The sequence below is a fragment of the Pseudomaricurvus alkylphenolicus genome (assembly GCF_011683955.1).
Classification (GTDB): Bacteria; Pseudomonadota; Gammaproteobacteria; order Pseudomonadales; family Cellvibrionaceae; genus Pseudomaricurvus; species Pseudomaricurvus alkylphenolicus.
In genome coordinates, this window is record NZ_JAAQPI010000006.1 from 21,549 (window position 1) to 41,502 (window position 19,954).

The window sequence follows — 19,954 nt, forward strand, 5'->3', positions numbered from 1 at the left end:
CCGAATGCCCATACCCGAACCTCTGATTTATTCAACCTTGGGTGGAGCACCCTGTGGCTGCTTTTCTGACTCCCTTCCTTCTCCAATGACACCCATGTGGACACCAACATCCATGATAAATTTCAGCAAACCCGCCTTGTCTTCAATCACATCCTGAAATGAGTGATTGTGATAGAGCTCCACCGCGCCGTGGGTGAGGGCCCAATATGCCAGATAATAATAGTAGGGCGGCACTTCTTTCAGCCTTCCCTCGCCAATACGCTGGGCAAAACTGTCATTCAATTTGGACAGCATCTGCTGGCGCAGGGCTTCCATCTGACTGAGTTTTTCCGGCTCTTCACCGTTGGCAACCATCTTCTCTTCAAGCCGCTGGAACAACCTGGCGCGCACCGGATCCGACATACGTTTGGAAAAATAGGCGCGCGCCGGCGCACTGTAATCACCCTGCTCTGCCGCAACCAGCGCCTGCTCCATGTCGGTCTTGAGCCCGTTCTCATAATCAAACAACAGTCGAACGTAGATTTCGGATTTGGAGGCAAAGTGCTTGTAAATCGTGCCCTTGCCAATATCGACCCTGGCGGCGATCTGTTCAACGGTCACCTTATCGTCGCCGTATTCAATCAGCAGTTCCAGCGCCGCATCCAGGATTGCCTGTTCGCGCTGGCGAAATTGTTTGACTTTGAGTTTCGCCTTGTCCTGCTTTGCTGTGTCCTGATTTACTGTATCCATCATTGGCCCTGCTCCGGGATAGAAAGCGGTGTGAAAGAGTATAGTGTGAATGACTGTATTGTGAATGAAAAAAGGGTTTCAGTCATATTTCCTGTAGATTAACACTTAATCATAGTGCTGGCCCAGCACCGAGTCGCTATACTGTTAGGATCAAAAACTTATAAGACACCGCATCCTGATTCAATTCAGGGCGCTCAACACCATTTGCACTGCCCGAGGAGACATCGATGTCCAGCACCAGTATCGCCGAGGCCATCAGCACCCTGACCGAACTGCTTCAAACCCTGGAGGATGCCTATTGGGAGGCGTCCACGATCCGGGACAAAGACACCTTCTTTGACCTTATCAGTGCGATTAACCAGGAACAGACTGAGTTGGCCAAGTTGAGTATCCAGGATCATCACCTGGACTATGAAATGATCAGCCTTGACTTCCGCCGCTGCCAGAACAAGCTCGGCAACCTGCGCAAGCGGCTGGACGATTGCGTCACCCGTTCCAGCACCGCGGTCAGACTGGATACGGTTATCGGGCAGGCCACTGCCCTGATGGGCCATTAATTTGCGGATTCACTATCAATCCGGCCTCCAATTGTCAGTTTGCGGAGGCCAGATTGCTCTGTAATAAACGCGAGAACTCGACAGCAGACAACGGCGGCGAAAAATAATATCCCTGAAAGCTGTCCACCCCGATCGAACGCAGGAATCGATACTGGGACTCGCTCTCCACGCCCTCCGCTACCACAGTCATTCCGAATTTGTGGGCCAGATCCACCATCACTCGTACCAGGGTTTCGCCTTCGGAGTCCTTGAGCACATCCCCCACAAAGCTGCGATCAATCTTGAGTCGGTTAAACGGGAAAGTTTTTAAATAGCTCAAAGACGAATAACCGGTACCAAAGTCATCGATCGCCAGCTGAATACCCTCTGCGGACAAATCCGACAAATAGGCCAAGGCAGCGTCCACATTGTCAACCAACACCCCTTCTGTGACTTCGAGCATCAGGTGGTGGCAATCCACCTGGTGGTCCTGCATCGCCGTTTTCAGCGAGCGCTTCAAAATGCTGTCGCGCAGTTGCCTGGGTGAAATATTGATAGCCATTAAGAATTCAGGAGTGACCTCAAGCCACTGTTGGCAGCTGGCTGCAGCCTCCTGGATAATCCAGTCGCCAATATCGACGATCAACCCCAACTCTTCCGCCAGCGGAATAAAGTCTACCGGGCTCACCACTCCCAACCGCCCATTGGTCCAGCGGGCCAGAGCTTCAGCGCCAATGATGCGCTTGGTGTCCATTTCCACGATGGGCTGGTACACCAACTGAATTTCATCCCGTGCCAACGCCCGACGCAACTCCGTTTCCACCTCCAATCGACGCTGGCTTTCGTCGTTCATGGCTTGGGTGTAAAAACGAAACGTATTTTTGCCAGAAGCTTTGGCTTTGTACATGGCGGCATCAGCATTGCGCATCAACACCTCCGGCGTTTCTCCATCGGCTGGGTATTGTGTAATACCTATACTGGCGGTAGTGACCAATTCCCGGCTGTCGATACTCATCGGCGCCGCCAGAACCTGTTTGATACGCTTGGCACCCAACTCCGCCGCGTTGGCATTGGCAGACTCCAGAATAACCAAAAATTCGTCCCCGCCGAGACGCGCAACCGTGTCGCCGTCCCGCAAGGTGGACTGCAAGCGCCTTGCCACCTTCACTAATAATTGATCACCTGCATCGTGTCCCAGACTGTCGTTGACCTGCTTAAAATTGTCCAGATCGATAAACAGCAGTGACAGCTGATGATTGAATCTTCTGGAATGTTTCAAACTCAGGCTGAGACGATCAAACGCCAGCAATCGATTGGGAAGATCCGTCAAAGTATCGTGATGCGCCTGATGCAGCAGCCTCTCTTCCTGTTGTTTGCGCACGGAAATATCTTCTTGCACCGACAGGTAATTACACACCCGGCCATCGGTATCACGTAGCGGTGATATGAGCGTATTGGCCCAATAAAGATCACCGTTCTTGCGGCGATTGTTCAGCTCACCATGCCAGGCCCGACCACTGGTAACATTGCTCCACAATTGCTGATAAGTAGCCAGAGGCGTCAGACCTGATTTCAAGATAGAGGTCTGCTGACCGATAGCTTCTGCGGTGGAGAAACCGGTCATCTCTGTAAATGTGGGGTTGACATAAATAATGGTGCCGTCCAAATCCGTAATACTGATGGCATTGGAGCTTTGGGCAACCGCTTCCGTCAATAATCGCAACTGCTGTTGGCTGGCCCGCTCGTCGGAAATATCTTTAACGACCCCGGAAACCCGGGTCAGCTCACCGGTCAGTACATCTGTTTCCGCGCTGGCAATGACCTGAAACCAACGGATTGCCGAATGCTCCAGTTGTAGCGGAAATGTGATTGTGGTGGAGTCCCCGCCCTGCATCAGCGATTCCCAGAACTGTTGCAAAGGCGTTTGATACTCTTGCGGCAGATATTGCAAAACGTCCTGTGGCTGGGCAATCTGCTTCGCGGTTAACGGCAACAGTTGCCGAGCCACTTCGGACAACATTAACTCATCGTTGTGTATATCGTAACGCCAGGCACCAAACCCCGTTATTTTTTGAGCTTGCTCAAGCGTACGACGTTCCTGGCGAAGCTTTTCCTCCACGCCCAGTCGCTCCAGTTCCGCGGCGGCACGTTCGGCAATCAATGCAAAAGCGTCGAGAAGATGTGCCGTTTTTGGCAACGGCTGGCGACTCATGCACACCAACAGCCCGACCACATCGCCGGTACGGGAATGCAAGGGACTGGCCAGGTAGCTTTCCACCTGCAATCGAATCAGATGTTCGTCCTTGGGGAAGTGCTCGGCGACACCCTCGGTGTACATACACATTTCGCTGTAGACAGCTTTTGAACAAGGTGTGTGTTCAAGCTCATAGAGAAAATTGTCACGCCAGTCGCCATCACTCCAGAACGACAGGGTTTCCACTTTGTCCAGGCTTTCTCCAAACAGACGCCCCACAAATACATGGTCCATTTCCAGAATATTGGCCAGGGCCTTGACCAATTGATGGAAGTACTCCATGCCCAGCTTGTCGGCAAGCTCCTGCTCAAAACTCTCTAAAATCACGCCCGCCGCAGCTTGCGGTGGCATGCGAGTGGCAATTCCCCGGTAACCAACGTACTTGCCGAGTTCATCGAAGCGGGGAGCGGCGTTGATTGAATAGAGCAGAGAATGGCCGTCACTATGATTGGCTTCAAGGAACATCACCCGCACACGTTTCAAATGACGAAAACGCTCTTGCAACACCTCTGGCCCCGAGGCCGGCAGCAGGCTTGCGCGGGGAAGGTTTAACAGCTGGTGACCCAAGACATCTGTGTCTTGCCATCCCAATTGTTGATAAATTCCTTCACTGATGGCGGTAATATTCAGGTGGGTATCGGCTTCCCAAGCCCAGTCGGCCAGTTCGGCCATGTGATCCAGGGTGCAATCCGGCTTTTCAAAGGAATCCGCTAGGGTCATTCCAGGGTGACTCGTATTTCGTCATTAAAAACATCTATAAAAGTATATACTGTTTGTTTCGGTTCGGCATAACGATTCATGCGCCAACTGCGATGTCATTATCCACCAAAAAAAACCCCTAGCGCTGGGGGAGCAAACTAGGGGCAAGACCATTAGGAGTGAAACATTAAGGATACAATCCTTAAAAGCGGGCCTTCCGTTCATCGTCCAGCCCAACCGGTGTCTACTAACACTTGGGGGATGTGCATCACCAGTTATACTTAAGTATTGGCCAGGGTTGGCAAACTTCCAGTAACGAAACTGACTTGCTTAAACAGATTTGCAATATCCTTACCGATTATCGGTAGGATTGGCTATAAACTATTCACTCCAACAACTCTTGCCGCTCACGAATTGAGCGGTACCAAGCCGGTGCATCGATGATTTCCCCCTCATCATCCAGGGGCGGATAGTCCAACCCCCGCTCATCGCAATAGCGAGTAACTATGGGTTGGCACCACTGAAATAACTTGCGCTCATAGATGTCAGCCGGCAAGCGACTGCGGTTGTAGAGCCCCGCCAACTGCCGTTGACGTTGAGCCTCGGTGAGTATAATGGCGCAGGCGACAGACACATTGAACGATTCCACCATACCCATCATGGGGATAATCACTTCGTCATCGGCGGCGGCCAAAGCCGCGTCACTGACGCCTTCCTTCTCAGTGCCCATAAGCAGTGCTGTCGGCTGGGTATAATCAATATTGCGGAAATCCACGGCTCGATCGGAGAGATTGGCTGCGACAATGCGAAACCCTTGATCTTTGAGATGGCCAACACCTGTTTCAATAGTCGGGTGTAACTGCGTCTCGACCCACTTGTGACTGCCCAGGGCCGTGCCGCGGAACGCCCGGAAACCTTTGCTGGGCTGGACACAGTGAAACTGATCGATTCCCACCGCATCGCAGGTTCTGATAATAGCGGAGAGATTCCGACCCTTATGGACCTCGTCGGTAATCACGGTGAGATCCGGCTGTCGTTGATCAAGGACGCGACGAATAATCTGATAACGTTCTGGAGTCATATAGATAGATATTGTGTGGACAGAGCACTGAATATCAGTGTCAGGTTGACTTGACGCCTGTTGGATTCCTGCTTGCTGTTGCCCTGTGAATAAAATGGAGGGAGGAAAGCCGAAAAAGTGGTACCAACCCGTTACTAATGGGAACGCATTATAACGATTGGAGACACTTTAGACCTCTTTTGCCAGTAACAAAATATTAATCGGAATGTCATTTTATTTTTCCACAGAACCTGTGGATATCTCTGTCAATAAGTCCCCCTAAAAGGCCTAAACCCCCCTAACTTGGGCCTTCCTGTCAAATTGTTCACTTTATAACCTAAGCTATTTTTTCCAATAAATTCAGTAGCTTACAAAAGTCAAATGGATAACATTGGTTTTTGGCGCCTCAATCAACCGCTCAAAAAGCCTGCAATTTGATTTGTGTATAACACGTAAGTGCCCCTTAACCGTGAAACCTTTGTCGTCACAAAAGATTCACTGCACAAATATAATTTCGTCATAAACGGAAGCTTGATTGGGTCAAAATTTTATAGAAACAGCACACCTAAACAAAAAACCCGGCCAGTGGCCGGGTTCTCGATAGTCGAATGTGACTAACTCATAAGTACTGCATCACAAGAGACTTTTCTACAGGGCTTTGCGCTCAATACGGTAAGCGTGCAGCAGGGGCTCAGTATAACCCGCAGGCTGTTCCTTGCCTTTGAACACCAGATCACAGGCCGCCTTGAAGGCCACGCCATCGAAGCCCGGCGCCATATTGTTGTACAGCGGATCACCGGCATTCTGCTCATCCACAATAGTCGCCATACGTTTCATGGCTTCCATTACCTGCTCTTCGGTACAAACCCCATGCTCCAGCCAGTTGGCCAGGTGCTGGGAGGAAATACGCAGCGTGGCGCGGTCTTCCATCAGGCCCACATTGTTGATGTCAGGCACTTTGGAGCAGCCCACGCCCTGGTCGATCCAGCGCACCACGTAACCGAGGATACCCTGGGCGTTGTTGTCCAGTTCGAACTTGATCTGCTCGTCGCTGAGCGTGGAAGCATCTTCCATCACCGGGATGGTCAGAATATCGTCCAGACTGGCGCGGCCACGGCTGGACAGCTCTTCCTGACGATCAAACACATTGATCTGGTGGTAATGAGTGCTGTGAAGGGTGGCGCCATTGGGCGACGGCACCCAGGCGGTGTTGGCACCGGACTTCGGATGGCCGATTTTCTGCTCCAGCATCGCCGCCATTTCATCCGGCATGGCCCACATACCCTTACCGATCTGGCTCTTGCCGGGCAGGCCGCACTCGATGCCCACATCCACGTTCCAATCTTCGTAAGCGCTGATCCAGGGCTGCTGCTTCATGATGCTCTTGGGAATCATGGGACCGGCCAGCATGGAGGTATGGATCTCGTCACCGGTGCGGTCGAGGAAGCCGGTGTTGATAAACACCACGCGCTCGGAGGCAACGCGGATACACTCCTTCAGATTAACGGTGGTGCGACGCTCCTCGTCCATGATGCCGACTTTCAATGTATTGCGCTCAAGGCCCAGGGCGTCCTCGATGCGAGCGAACAATTCAACGGTAAAGGCCACTTCTTCAGGGCCGTGCATTTTCGGCTTTACGATATTGACGCTGCCGGCGCGACTGTTGCGACGCTCGGTGTTGCCCTGCAAGTCGTGCATGGCGGCCAACACAGTGATCATGCCGTCCATGATGCCCTCAGGTACTTCGTTGCCATCTTTATCCAGAATGGCCGGATTGGTCATCAAATGACCCACGTTGCGAACAAACAGCAAGCTGCGGCCATGCAGGCTCAGGTCGGAACCGTCGGCGGCTTTATAGGTGCGGTCAGGGTTCATGGCGCGGGTAATGGTGTTGCCACCCTTCTCCAGGGTTTCTTCCAGGGTGCCTTTCATCAGGCCAACCCAGTTGCTGTAAACCTCAACCTTGTCCTCGGCATCAACGGCGGCAACCGAGTCCTCGCAATCCATAATGGTGGTCACGGCCGCTTCCACCAGCAGGTCCTGTACGCCGGCGGCGTCCGTTTTACCAATGCCACCATCGCGATCGATCTGAATTTCGATATGCAGGGCGTTGTTCTTGACCAGGACCGCCGTCGGTGCAGCTTCGTCTCCGTTGTAACCGACAAATTTCTCTGGCTGAGCCAGCGCTGTCTCGGAGCCGTCCTTCAGACTCACGGCCAGCTGACCATCCTTAACGCTGTACAGAGTGGCGTCGGCGTGGGAACCGCTGGCCAGGGGCACAGCGGTGTCCAGGTGATTGCGGGCAAAAGCGATAACCTTTTCACCGCGAACAGGGTTGTAACCCTTGCCTTTCTCGGCGCCACCCTCTTCGCTGATGGCGTCAGTACCGTAAAGCGCGTCGTAGAGGCTGCCCCAACGGGCATTGGCAGCGTTCAGGGCAAAGCGGGCATTCTTAACCGGCACCACCAACTGAGGACCGGCCTGCTCGGCAATTTCCTGATCCACATTTTGCGTAGTGACTTTAAAGTCGTGGCCCTCGGGTAACAGATAGCCGATTTCCTGGAGAAAGCTTTTATAAGCCGCGGCGTCGTGGGACTGGCCGGCACGTTCTTGGTGCCAGGCATCGATCTGCGCCTGGAGGTCGTCACGCTTGGTCAGAAGGGCTTTGTTCTTCGGTGCCAGATCGTTCAGGATGGACTCAAAGTCCGTCCAGAATTGGTCAGTCTCCACCCCGGTGCCCGGAGCAATCTGCTTCTCGACCAGGTTATAGAGTGCTTCTGCGATCTGGAGACCGCCTTTCTGGATACGTGCTGTCATAAACAATCCGCCTTAGATTCATGCTTACAGGTGGTTGAGGTGCGCTCCCTTCCAAGGGACGCAGGAATGCCGAAAAGTGTAGCTCAGAGGGGGAGAATTCTGCCAATTTATCGTTTTTATGCCCGCTATTCATAAGATAAATATCTATCAGCAATGGCACAAGCTTTAATCAGCGCTCCCATAAGCTGATCAAACATTGTCCAGGGTTTCTGCTGTTTCAGACAATAAATTGCGCATCCACTGATGCTCTGGATTATTTTGCAGTAATGGGCTCCACGCCATCTTGAGCTCAAAAGGCGGAATATCAAACGGTGGCGGCATAATGCTGACACGATTATTGCTCAGCTGCAGTCGCGCCAACTTGCTGGGTACCGTAGCTATCAGATCCTTTTGTTCCGCCAACAGCGCAGCAGCCTGATAATGACGGGTAAAGACAGTGATATGCCTTTTCTTGCCCATTTTCTTAAGGGATTCGTCCACCCAGCCCAACCGCTGTACATCAGAAGGATTGACACCCACGCCGACCCCCATACCGGTCTTACTCACCCAAACGTGCTGAGACTCCAGATAACTGTCGAGATTAAACTTGCCCAGCACTGGATTATCCTTACTGAGAATACAGCTGAAGTGGTCCTTCCAAAGCGTCTTTTGATGGAAAGACTGAGGCATATCGTCAAATCGGTTGATCACCATATCCACCCGGCCCTGCTCCACATCCAGAAAACTCACATCGCTGGGTGTCATTATGTCCAGGGTGATATTGGGCGCCAGGTTACGCAGCCGCCCCAGCAGCGCCGGTATCAATGTACATTCCGCGTAATCGCTGGCCATGATTCGGAACACCCGGCTGCTCTCGTAGGCCTTGAATTCCGAGCGCGGCTGTACCGTTTTCTCCAAGTCCACCAGAATCGATCGGATTTGCGGTTTCAATTCCTGGGCCCTTTCCGTGGGCGTCATCCCCTCGCTGGTGCGAATCAACAGCGGATCGTCGAACAAATCCCGCAGCCTCTTAAGGCCGTTACTCATAGCCGGTTGGCTGATTCCCAGCTGATTCGCAGCTTTGGTGACGTTGCGTTCGCGCAGCAATACATCCAGATACACCAGCAGATTAAGATCGATTCGAGCAATATTCATTGAACAAATACCGAATATAGAAAGTATAAATTAGGCTAATTCTGACAGAGTCTCTACACTTTGCAAGGTAACAAAACCATCCACTCGCTCAGAAAAGGATCGATCATGTCTACTCTGAACCAAGACATCGAAGCTGTAGCAGCTCTGAAACAAGCCGCTGGTAGCCCCTGGGATGCCATCAACCCTGAGTCTGCCGCTCGCATGCGTGCTCAGAACAAATTCAAAACCGGCCTGGACGTTGCCAAGTACACCGCCTCCGTGATGCGCGCTGACATGGCCGCGTTTGACGGTGACAAGACCAAGTACACCCAGTCCCTGGGTTGCTGGCACGGTTTTATCGGTCAGCAGAAGATGATCTCCATCAAGAAGCACTTCGGTGGCAGCACTGAGCGCCGCTACCTGTACCTGTCCGGCTGGATGGTTGCTGCTCTGCGTTCCGACTTCGGTCCTCTGCCTGATCAGTCCATGCATGAGAAAACTGCCGTTGCCGGTCTGGTAGAAGAGCTGTACACCTTCCTGCGCCAGGCTGATGCCCGTGAGCTGGGTGGCCTGTTCCGCGAACTGGACGCCGCTCGCGAAGCCGGCGACAGCGCCAAGGAAGCCGAAGTCCAGGACAAGATCGACAACCACCAGACTCACGTTGTGCCCATCATTGCTGACATCGACGCCGGTTTCGGTAACGAAGAAGCCACCTACCTGATGGCCAAGCAGATGATCGAAGCCGGTGCCTGCTGCCTGCAGATCGAAAACCAGGTTGCGGACGAGAAGCAGTGTGGCCACCAGGACGGTAAAGTAACCGTTCCCCACGAAGATTTCCACGCCAAGCTGCGCGCTCTGCGTTACGCCTTCCTGGAGCTGGGCGTAGATGACGGTGTGATCGTTGCCCGTACTGACTCCGAAGGTGCCGGCCTGACCAAAGAAATCGCTGTGGTTAAAGAGAAAGGCGACCAGGGTGACGTCTACAACTCTTACCTGGATTGCGAAGAAGTGGCTCCAGAAGACACCGCCGAAGGTGATGTTCTGATCAGCCGCGACGGCAAGCTGGTTCGTCCCAAGCGCCTGCCTTCCGGTCTCTACCAGTTCCGCTCCGGCACCGGTGAAGAGCGTTGTGTATTTGACTGTATCGAAGCCATCAACGCCGGTGCTGACCTGCTGTGGATCGAAACCGCCACTCCAAACGTTGCCGACATCGCCGGCATGATGAACGAAGTTCGCAAGGTTCACCCCGATGCCAAGCTGGTTTACAACAACAGCCCATCGTTCAACTGGACCCTGAACTTCCGTCAGCAGGCTTACGATGCCATGGTAGCCGCTGGTGAAGACGTATCCGCCTACGACCGCGCCAACCTGATGAGCGCTGAGTACGACGAGTCCGAGCTGTCTGCCCGTGCCGATGACAAGATCCGCACCTTCCAGGCTGACTCCTCTCGTGAAGCGAACATCTTCCACCACCTGATCACTCTGCCGACATACCACACTGCGGCCCTGTCTACCGACAACCTGGCCAAAGAGTACTTCGGTGAGCAAGGTATGCTGGGCTACGTTGCCGGCGTACAGCGCAAAGAGATCCGTCAGGGCATCGCCTGTGTTAAGCACCAGAACATGTCTGGTTCCGACATCGGTGACGACCACAAAGAATACTTTGCTGGTGAGAACGCCCTGAAAGCCGGTGGCGCGAAAAACACCTCTAACCAGTTCAGCTAAGAACCGGTTCGGAGGCACCCAACCCGGGTGCAGACCAGGCTTGAGAACGCGGGGACCTTCCATCCCCCTCGCTGATCGCCAAGTCGGATTCCCGGGTCAGGTGCCACTGCGTGAAAAAGGCGACCTCTGGTCGCCTTTTCTGTCTCTGCACCCTAGTGTAGCGTATTAAATAGATTGCCGTTTCAGTGGCCCTCAAGTTCGTCACAGCTAGGAGCCGTTTGCAGGAAATGTCGCCAACCTTTTCAAAAACGGCGACAACGCTGTGGCGAATTTGAGGGCCACCCTTCGGGCAAGCCGCTAAGGGGCCATCTCCGTTGTTACATTTGTTCGAAAGATCACCAATATTCCTTCACAAATGCGCCTAGGAGCTGGCCCCTTAGCGACTTGCTGAAATCGGCAATCTATTTAATACACTACACTCCCCTTTTGCTAGAATCCGCCTTTTGACGTTAACGATTGAGAGATTGCCATGACCGCAGCACCGCAAGCCCTGCAAGATGCCCAAACCCTCCTGAGCGACGCCGGTTTCGCCACCGGAGACGTCTGGTACCACGGCACCTCCTCGGCCCTGCTGGCATCCATTGAGGACAACGGCCTTAAGCGTTCCGGTGACAAAGCCATGAAACAGGCCGCAAAACAGACCATGGCCACCATCGGCAACAGCTACACCGAATCCATCGAGCCCGTGTTTCTGACCCAGAGCAAAGAGCTGGCACATTACTGGGCCGAACAAACCGTCCGCGACCGCAGTGTCCGCTTTGAGGGCACAGAACAACCGGTTGTTATCGCCGTACAACTGCCCCAAGAACTGGCCAAAGGCGTCAAACCCGACGTTGGCGCGGCGAGCCTGTTGATGACCAAAGAAGGTGAACACTACCTGGCACATATCACCGGCGTCTACGACCGCTGCGGAGTCCAGGCCCCCAGTATCGACCTGATGAAAGCCGATCGTATGGATTACCTCAATAAGTTGGGCATGGCTTATTACGACAAAGACATCGAGGCTGAATACGTGTCTGTTGTGTCCTGAGCATCCATCCCCCTATGCTCTATTCCATCGGTTATGCCACCAAACCGATAGAGACCTTTACCGAGCAACTGCGGCACTACCAGATAACCGCAGTTGCCGACGTTCGCTCCGTTCCCTTCAGCAATGCCTTTTTCGATTATCACCAGGATGCCATTCAATCCCACCTGGCTCGTGCCGGAATTCGGTATGTGTATTTAGGCAAGGAACTTGGCCCCAGATCCAAAGACAAAAGTCACTACGATGACTGCGGGCAGGTTCAATTTGATCAATTAATGAACTCCAAACTGTTTTTACAGGGAGTCCGTCGGCTGCAGATGGGATTGGAAAAGGGCTATCGCATTGCACTTATGTGTGCCGAGAAAGACCCCGCCACCTGCCATCGAAGCCTGCTGATTGGATATGCCTTAAAACGGCAGTTGGGGATGGAATTGCAGCATATTGATCATCTGGGAGATCTCGAAACCCAGGATCATCTCGAACACCGCCTTCCGGAAATGCACGGGCTGGTTGAGGATTTGTTTCTTTCTGAGCAGGAGAAACTCGACCAGGCCTACGACCGACAGCTTAAAAAAACGTCTTACCGACTTCCGGACTCCTGAACGGCTCCTGTGCCTACTGATTACTACCGAGATCCCTGGCGGACCGCCAGGCAACGGCCGCCTTGAGCCGGACCATTGCGCACCAGCTTGGGGACACCGTCATCCAAAATACAAAACCCAACCCCCAAAAACAAAAAAGGCAGAGAAACTAATCTCTGCCTTTTTCATCACTAAGCCTGGGAGGCTTAAGAGAAATTGTTGACTCTCAGATTACAGAGCAACAATGTTCTCAGCTTGAGGGCCCTTCTGGCCGTCAACGATCTTGAACTCTACCTGCTGACCTTCAGCCAGAGTACGGAAACCGTTACCCTGAATAGCGCTGAAGTGCGCGAATACGTCAGGACCATTCTCCTGCTCGATAAAGCCAAAACCCTTGGATTCGTTGAACCACTTAACGGTGCCTTTTACGGTGTCAGACATTGCTACAACCTTTCTGTTTAATAGTAGTTTTGCGCCCCTTCCGCCTAACACGGTCAGGACAATTGGGCTGGAAATGAAGCTGATACTTATAAACTACAGGACGAGACGCTAAACAGGCTGACATCGATACGAGCAGATTAAAAATAAAGACTTTCTTTCAGCGAGATCCAGTATACACAGCGCCCCTGACCTGTCAACGGCGTGACCGACGAGTTTTCACCGGTCCACCCGCCGCAGGGCCAACAGAGCCCTCAAAATCACTCCTTCAGAGACTTGCTCACCACCTCAAACACGTCTTTGGACAATTCCGGCTCCTTCAGAATCCGCTGCAGCGCCGACTTCATCAAACCCTGACGCTGTGGATCATATTTGCGCCACTTGGTCAGAGGTGTCAGCAAACGGGACGCCACCGACGGGTTCAGGCCGTTGAGCGTCAGAATCTGGTCCGCCAGGAACTCGTAGCCGGCACCGTCCGGACGATGAAAATTAATCGCATTACCATTGCAGAATGCCCCTATCAGAGACCTCACCTTATTCGGGTTCTTGAGGGTAAATGCCTCGTGCTGCATCAACTGCTGCACACGCTCCAGCCCCCCCGGTAAATGACAACCCGCCTGCACAACAAACCACTGGTTTACCACCAGTGCCTCGTGCTGCCAGCGGGTATAGAAATCCTTCAGCGCCTCATCCCGAACCGAGTCTGCCCCTTCTTGATCGGCATTGACCAGCACCGCCAGCGCTGCCATTTCATCTGTCATATTGGTCGCCTGGGCAAACTGTTGCCTGGCAAGATCAATAGACTGTTTTTCTGACAACAGAGACAGGTATCCCAGCGCGGTATTCTTGAGGCTGCGCTCAGCGATCGCTGCAGCCGTCACTGAAAACTCCCCCTCCTGCAGGCAACGATCGTAGGCGGCACGCCATTCCTCACGCAATTGCTCCGCCAGATAGCGACGCACATGCTTGCGAGCAAAGTGAATCGCTTCCACGTGAGCGGTCTCGGCAATCTCTGTCAGGTAAGCTTCCGTTGGCAGCTGCAACATTAACGCCACCATCGCCGGGTCCAGTGACTCGTCATTCAAGACAGCACGAAAGGCCTCAACCAACAGAGCATCTACCGGATGATCACCTTCGCCCTTCTCGATATAGGCACCCTGAACATCACCAATCACCGCCACGGCCAACTTCTGACTGGCATCCCAGCGGCTGAAGCCGTCGCTGTCGCGACTCATTATGGCAACCAGTTGCTGGCGACTATAATCGAATTGCAACCTCACCGGCGCGGAAAAACCGCGAAATAAAACCGGCGTCGGCTTCTCCGGCAGGTTTTCAAAGACAAAGGTCTGACTCACCTCAGTCAGCTCAAGCACTCTATGGGTATTGTCCTCAGTCTCCGCATCCGGAGTCTCACCTTTCAGTTTGAGGGCCAGATTACCGGCATCGCCCAACAGCCCCATGGCCACCGGAATATGAAATGGCAGTTTCTCTTCGCTCGATGCCTCCGGTGTTGAGGGACAGGACTGACTCAACGTCAACCGGTACTCACCACTGTTTTGGTCGTACTCGTCTGCAACAGCGATTTCCGGTGTACCGGCCTGACGGTACCAGCGAGTGAATTGATCCAGACTGGTGCCTGAGGCCTCTTCCATCGCCGTCACAAAATCTTCAATGGTGGCAGCACTGCCGTCATGGCGTTCAAAATACAGATCACTGCCTCGACGAAACGCCTCAGCACCGATCAACGTGTGGATCATGCGAACAATTTCCGCGCCCTTTTCGTAGACCGTGAGAGTGTAGAAGTTCGAAATTTCGATAAACGACGGCGGCCGCACCGGGTGCGACATGGGGCCCGCATCCTCCGCAAATTGCAATGTACGAAGCAGACTGACGTCTTCAACCCGCTTGACCGTACGAGAATTCATATCGGCGGAAAACTCGGCATCCCGAAAGACGGTAAAACCTTCCTTGAGGCTCAGCTGAAACCAATCGCGACAGGTAACGCGGTTACCGGACCAATTGTGAAAATATTCGTGGGCAACAATCGCCTCAACCCGCTGAAAGCCTGCGTCAGTGGTGGTCTTGGGGTTGGCCAGAACGGCAGAGGTATTGAAGATATTCAACCCCTTGTTCTCCATCGCCCCCATATTGAAATCATCGACGGCCACGATCATAAAAATATCCAGATCGTACTCACGGCCATACACCTCTTCGTCCCAGCGCATGGACTTTTTCAAAGAGCACATGGCGTGATCGCACTTATCGAGATCCTTGGCTTCCACAAAGATTCGCAATGTCACATCACGCCCACTGCAGGTGGTGAACTGATCTTCCACACACTCCAGGGTACCGGCGACCAGAGCAAACAAATAGGCAGGCTTGCGGAACGGATCATGCCAGACAGCAAAGTGTTTACCGTCCTCCATGTCACCACAGCGAACCGGGTTACCATTAGACAGCAATACCGGGAATTCCTGCTTATCCGCCACAATGGTGGTAGTGAATTCACTCAGTACATCGGGGCGGTCCAGGTAGTAGGTGATTTTACGAAAGCCCTCGGCCTCGCACTGGGTACAATACATGGTGCGGGATTTGTAGAGTCCCTCCAGACTGGTATTGGCCTGTGGATCAATTTCAACCCGAGTCATCAACTCAAAGCGGTCGCCGACCTTATGTATGGTTAACTGCTCGCTGCTCAGCGCATAGCCATCTTCCGTCAAGGTCGTGCCGTCGACGGCCACCTCCAATAAACGCATTTCCTGTCCATGCAGGACCAGGGGCGCATCGGTGGATGCGGAGTCCGGATTACGACGCATCTGCAGACGTGACTCCACCACTGTGGCACTCGCCTCAAGTGTGAAGTGCAGATCGGTCTGATCGATAAGAAAATCCGGCGCCTTGTAATCCTTAAGGTAAATGGTCTTGGGTTGTGCGTCTTTCATGGCAAATCCATTCTTTATTCAGGTCTAATCCGCCAGGCGGGAAACTTCCACATGGTAAGCGCCAAACTTGCGGATATTGATAGCGCCGGTGTCGAGCAACAGGTATTGCCCGCGGATACCCTTGAGGCATCCCTCCACGACGGGATTTTTGTCTAAATTATGTGTGACGGCTTTCTTGGCGTATTCCTCAACCGGATATTCAAACTCGTACAAGTCCGCATCGTCCAATACCTGAATGGCATTGATGCCAAAGCGCTTTTGCAACGCCACAATACCGTTCCAGGCATTGTCCAGCAGCTGATCCCGCATCGACACCAGATCCACATATTCCACTTCGCCCTTGAGCAGCTTGCGCCAGTTGGTCTTGTCGGGCACTTGTTCGCGCAGCAGGTCTTCAACCAGACCGGATTGCTGCCGCGTCGCCACTCTCAGTATAGGCAAGGCCGCCACGGCCCCTTGATCCATCCATCGGGTGGGCACCTGATTGATGCGAGTGATGCCCACCTTGATGCCCGATGAGTTGGCCAGGTAAACAATATGGTCGGTCATACAGAATTGTTCTGCCCACTCAGGTTCGCGGCAGGTACCGGCATCATAGTGGCAACGCTCGGGGCTCATGATGCAGCTGTCACAGCGAGCCAGCTTTTGGAAACAGGGGTAACAAAACCCCTGGTTAAAACTCTTTTTGGTCTTGCGACCACAGTGACAACAGTGAATCTGGCCGGTGTAGGCGATACGCAGTGTTTGCCCCACCAGATCATTGAGTTGGATAATCTCGTCGTCCAGCGGCAGGCCATAGGCCACCGGCTGAGCGTGTTCGGTGCGCATCTTGTCGAGATGGCCCTGCCCAAGCAGCTCCCAATCCATGAATGACCCCTATTGCCACTTAATGGGTTTTTCTTCGGGTTCCGCCACCTCGCCCTCACCGCCGCAATGACTGTGAGGTTTGGGAGGGACATAGCCGGTTCTTTCCTCTGCCGACACGTGCTGGTGCTCATAGGCAATAACCGCCTGCATACAGTGTTGGCGCTGCTCGTCCGTCAACACCCTGCCATCCGGCCACTTGCCAATTTCGATGGCCCGCTTGAGGTTTTCATAGATTTCCGGGGTGATGCTCCCCAGCAGCTCTTCAAAATTCATGTTGTTAATGCTCGTGATGATTTTCCAGTGAGTTATGGGCGACACCGGTCGGTACCAGCGCCCCCAACAGCATTCCGGCCACCAGGCCACCAAAGTGGGCGGCGTTGGCGACACTGCCGGCGATAAAGACATCCACAACGCCAAACATGCCCATCGCCATCCATAGCAACATAAAACCGATGATGCCGGGTTGCACAAATAACCCGGGGTGGGGATTACGGCGGTGATAAATCCAGAGGAATCCCAGCAATCCATAAACGACGCCTGAAAGCCCGCCAAACAGGGAAGGGCCCTGCCATATATACTGGACCAGGTTGCTGAGCACACCTATAAAGAGGAAGTACCACACCAATCTGGGGCTGCCGAACACCAATTCGATGCGGCGGCCAAACTCCCAGATCCAAAGGCTGTTGAAGAGAATGTGAAATAACCCGAAGTGCAGAAATACCGGTGTTAACAACCGCCACCATTGCCCCTCTTGCAGGCCATAACCCAATGAAGCTGCCGTGACACTGCCCATCACCACCTGAATCGGCTGAAAGGTCAATAAGCCTACCCATTGCAGCTGCCGATCAAACTCCATCAATAAGGCACCGGCACAGCCGAGCAAAATCAGAACCACGGTCACGGGCAAGCGCTGCAACAGGCCGGCAAAGCGGATTAAACGGATCAGCAGGAAATCCCCGCTCGCCTCCAAACTGCCGGAATCCCGCTCGCCGCGTGTCAGATTCAGCTGTGCAAACTGCTCTGAGTGAACAAAGTCCCGCACCTGCCCAGCGACCTGGCTATCCGCCACCCAAAGGCATTGTTGCCCGCGTTCTTCGGTGACGCGATACACCACTCCCCGGCTTTGCAGCAGCCTTAACAGAGGGGTCAGGTTCAAATCCAGCGCGAAACCGTGCACTCGGTGCCAATTAACATCTTTCATGGTCACTATTCTGCCCTACTCCGGGTCCACATACACCCAGGTAAAATTCTCTTCTCGCAGTACCTTTTCACCGTGATAGCGATAGGCGGTCAGACGGCCAAAATTGACAGCGCTGTAATCCAGGCAGGCGACGTTGTCTTGCAGCGGGCGTGGACGCCCCTTGAGCCAATAATGACCGAAAAAAACCGGCAGGGCATGATCGGGGTAATGCAGGAGATCCTCCCGGTGATGGCTCTTGATGGGGTGTTCGGCCAAGTCGTAGGGCAGCGGATCTGGCTGGAATACCACATCACCATAGGTCTTGGGGCTGGTGGCCCAGAATTTGGTGCGGAAAAAGCGCCGGATAAAACCATCCTTGCTCTGCAGCTGCATGCCATCGGGCAAGGGCATACTGGTACCACGGGTCAGTCGATCCACCACCCTGCTCTCAAAACTTCCCCTCTCCTTGGAGCGGGTCACAAACTCGTCATTGATGCCCTCAACGCTGTACCTCTGCCGATATTCGCTGATCAGGTTCTTATCCCAGCAGGCGTGGACGATACGGTAACCGTCCCCCTCGAGAAATAAAGGCAGGCTGCCAAACCAGCGACAGAAATGCTCCCATTCATCAGGATAATTGGCAAATTGGTCGAGGGTGGCGTCCATCAGCTTCAGCAGCCGCAGGGGCAAGTCGCCCTCATCACCATTCACCAGGAAAGTCAGCAGTTGATCGCTATAGCGCACCGCGTTGTATTCGTGATTGCCCAGTATCACTAAGGCTGTACCGGCCTGATGCATGCGTTCAACCAGGTGGAGGGTTTCCCGGATACCGGGGCCTCGATCGATCAAGTCCCCCACAAACACCGCCAGACGCCGGGGGTGGCGCATAACACCATCCATTTCTTTGTAACCCAGGCGCGTTAACAAACGCAACAACGCATCGTGGCAACCATGAACGTCACCAATGATGTCAATTTCCGATTTTCCCGCTAACGCCGGATGCACTGCCTTACCTCTAGCCTCTCAGTTTCTGCTCTTGCGCCCTTGATTACTCTCCCAGGTGACTGCCCCATCCAAGCTTACTGCGGCAGGTCTCGTAGAAATTATGATTTAACGGATGCAACAGCTGCAGCTTGTGGGGTTTCTTGTGAATATGGATTTCGTCGCCCGGATTGGTCACCACGTGGTTTTGACCATCACAGGTCACATGTGGGTAGGCGGAATTGTGCTCGCCGATCAAAATACGAATCTCGCTGTTACCGTCAACAACGATAGGCCGGCTGCTCAAGGTATGTGGATTCATCGGAACGATCACAATCGCATCAAGTTTCGGATGCATGATCGGCCCGCCGCCACTGAGGGCATAGGCCGTTGAGCCTGTAGGCGTGGACACGATTAATCCGTCCGAGCGCTGACTGTATACAAATTGACCATCGATATAGAGTTCAAATTCGATCATGCGGATAAAGCGCCCCGGGTGCACCACCACGTCATTGAGCGCATCACCACCGCCGATCAAGGCCCCCTTGCGGATTACCGAGGTATCGAGCAGGAAGCGGGTTTCCATCATGTATTTGCCGTCCAGCACCTCACCCACTTTGTTTTCGATGTCATTGGGCGTAATGTCGGTGAGAAAACCCAGGCGCCCGCGGTTAACCCCCAGCAGAGGTACCTTGTACTTGGCCAGCGAACGCGCCGCCCCCAACAGGCTGCCGTCGCCACCGACGACAATAACCAGATCACAGGCTTTGCCGAGAGCCTCGTAGCTGCACACCTCCATGGTATGCCCCGGCAACGCGGTGGCCGTACTTTCTTCCAGGACCACATTGGTGCCGCAACTGTGCAGATAGCGGATCAGCCGTTTGAGAGTGTGTAGGGCTCGCTCACTCCCGGGACGTCCGATCAGACCTACATGCTTGAAATCCGCCATAAATTGGGCTCTTTGTACTGTCAAAGTCAGCTATTATAGCCATTTGTCACCCGGGC

The 19,954-nt window shown here is 53.6% G+C and carries 16 protein-coding genes; 4 read left to right on the forward strand and 12 right to left on the reverse strand.

The window, feature by feature from the left end; genetic code table 11:
* Nucleotides 1-27: 27 nt before the first annotated feature.
* The gene (locus tag HBA55_RS16050; RefSeq protein ID WP_240946127.1) at nt 28-732 is read right to left on the reverse strand and encodes a TetR/AcrR family transcriptional regulator; all 705 of its coding nucleotides are present in this window, start codon (nt 730-732) and stop codon (nt 28-30) included.
* Between the two features lie 224 nt (nt 733-956).
* Between HBA55_RS16050 and HBA55_RS16055 the strand changes: the two genes are divergently transcribed.
* Complete coding sequence (locus tag HBA55_RS16055) at nt 957-1,286, forward strand: hypothetical protein (RefSeq protein WP_166993524.1); 330 nt, start codon at nt 957-959, stop codon at nt 1,284-1,286.
* A 34-nt stretch (nt 1,287-1,320) separates the two neighbouring features.
* Here the strand turns inward: HBA55_RS16055 and HBA55_RS16060 are convergent, their stop codons facing one another.
* The 4 genes from HBA55_RS16060 to HBA55_RS16075 all read right to left on the reverse strand — a co-directional run bounded on the left by HBA55_RS16060 (nt 1,321) and on the right by HBA55_RS16075 (nt 9,229).
* Nucleotides 1,321-4,239, reverse strand: a complete 2,919-nt coding sequence (locus HBA55_RS16060; RefSeq protein WP_166993526.1) for a sensor domain-containing protein — start codon at nt 4,237-4,239, stop codon at nt 1,321-1,323.
* Nucleotides 4,240-4,603: 364 nt separating this feature from the next.
* Nucleotides 4,604-5,299 (reverse strand): tRNA (guanosine(18)-2'-O)-methyltransferase TrmH, encoded by a 696-nt coding sequence (gene trmH / locus HBA55_RS16065; protein ID WP_166993528.1) that lies wholly within the window; start codon nt 5,297-5,299, stop codon nt 4,604-4,606.
* 627 nt (nt 5,300-5,926) lie between these two features.
* The gene (locus tag HBA55_RS16070) at nt 5,927-8,095 is read right to left on the reverse strand and encodes a malate synthase G (protein WP_166993530.1); all 2,169 of its coding nucleotides are present in this window, start codon (nt 8,093-8,095) and stop codon (nt 5,927-5,929) included.
* 189 nt (nt 8,096-8,284) lie between these two features.
* On the reverse strand, nt 8,285-9,229 hold the full coding sequence (locus HBA55_RS16075) for a LysR family transcriptional regulator (RefSeq protein ID WP_166993532.1): 945 nt from the start codon (nt 9,227-9,229) through the stop codon (nt 8,285-8,287).
* Between the two features lie 105 nt (nt 9,230-9,334).
* Here HBA55_RS16075 and HBA55_RS16080 point away from each other — a divergent pair, with 105 nt between their 5' ends.
* From HBA55_RS16080 to HBA55_RS16090, 3 genes are all read left to right on the forward strand, one after another.
* On the forward strand, nt 9,335-10,933 hold the full coding sequence (locus tag HBA55_RS16080) for an isocitrate lyase (RefSeq protein WP_166993534.1): 1,599 nt from the start codon (nt 9,335-9,337) through the stop codon (nt 10,931-10,933).
* A 469-nt stretch (nt 10,934-11,402) separates the two neighbouring features.
* Nucleotides 11,403-11,963 carry a hypothetical protein gene (locus HBA55_RS16085; RefSeq protein ID WP_166993536.1) on the forward strand — a complete coding sequence of 187 codons (561 nt, stop codon included), beginning with the start codon at nt 11,403-11,405 and terminating at the stop codon, nt 11,961-11,963.
* A gap of 14 nt (nt 11,964-11,977) precedes the next feature.
* A complete protein-coding gene (locus HBA55_RS16090) occupies nt 11,978-12,562 on the forward strand; it encodes a DUF488 domain-containing protein (protein ID WP_166993538.1) in 585 nt (194 codons plus the stop codon).
* Nucleotides 12,563-12,772: 210 nt separating this feature from the next.
* Here HBA55_RS16090 and HBA55_RS16095 read toward each other — a convergent pair whose 3' ends face one another.
* From HBA55_RS16095 to HBA55_RS16125, 7 genes are all read right to left on the reverse strand, one after another.
* Nucleotides 12,773-12,982 (reverse strand): cold-shock protein, encoded by a 210-nt coding sequence (locus HBA55_RS16095; protein WP_166993540.1) that lies wholly within the window; start codon nt 12,980-12,982, stop codon nt 12,773-12,775.
* 257 nt (nt 12,983-13,239) lie between these two features.
* Nucleotides 13,240-15,921, reverse strand: a complete 2,682-nt coding sequence (gene pepN / locus HBA55_RS16100) for an aminopeptidase N (RefSeq protein WP_166993542.1) — start codon at nt 15,919-15,921, stop codon at nt 13,240-13,242.
* 24 nt (nt 15,922-15,945) lie between these two features.
* Nucleotides 15,946-16,788: a DUF2797 domain-containing protein gene (locus HBA55_RS16105; protein WP_206019829.1), complete on the reverse strand. Its 843-nt coding sequence runs from the start codon at nt 16,786-16,788 to the stop codon at nt 15,946-15,948.
* Nucleotides 16,789-16,797: 9 nt separating this feature from the next.
* Entirely contained in the window at nt 16,798-17,061 is a 264-nt protein-coding gene (locus tag HBA55_RS16110) for a YeaC family protein (protein WP_166993544.1), read from the reverse strand.
* A 4-nt stretch (nt 17,062-17,065) separates the two neighbouring features.
* The gene (locus tag HBA55_RS16115) at nt 17,066-17,989 is read right to left on the reverse strand and encodes a rhomboid family intramembrane serine protease (protein ID WP_166993546.1); all 924 of its coding nucleotides are present in this window, start codon (nt 17,987-17,989) and stop codon (nt 17,066-17,068) included.
* Between the two features lie 15 nt (nt 17,990-18,004).
* Nucleotides 18,005-18,973 (reverse strand): metallophosphoesterase, encoded by a 969-nt coding sequence (locus tag HBA55_RS16120; RefSeq protein WP_166993548.1) that lies wholly within the window; start codon nt 18,971-18,973, stop codon nt 18,005-18,007.
* 43 nt (nt 18,974-19,016) lie between these two features.
* Complete coding sequence (locus tag HBA55_RS16125) at nt 19,017-19,898, reverse strand: NAD(+) kinase (RefSeq protein WP_166993550.1); 882 nt, start codon at nt 19,896-19,898, stop codon at nt 19,017-19,019.
* Nucleotides 19,899-19,954 lie beyond the last annotated feature (56 nt).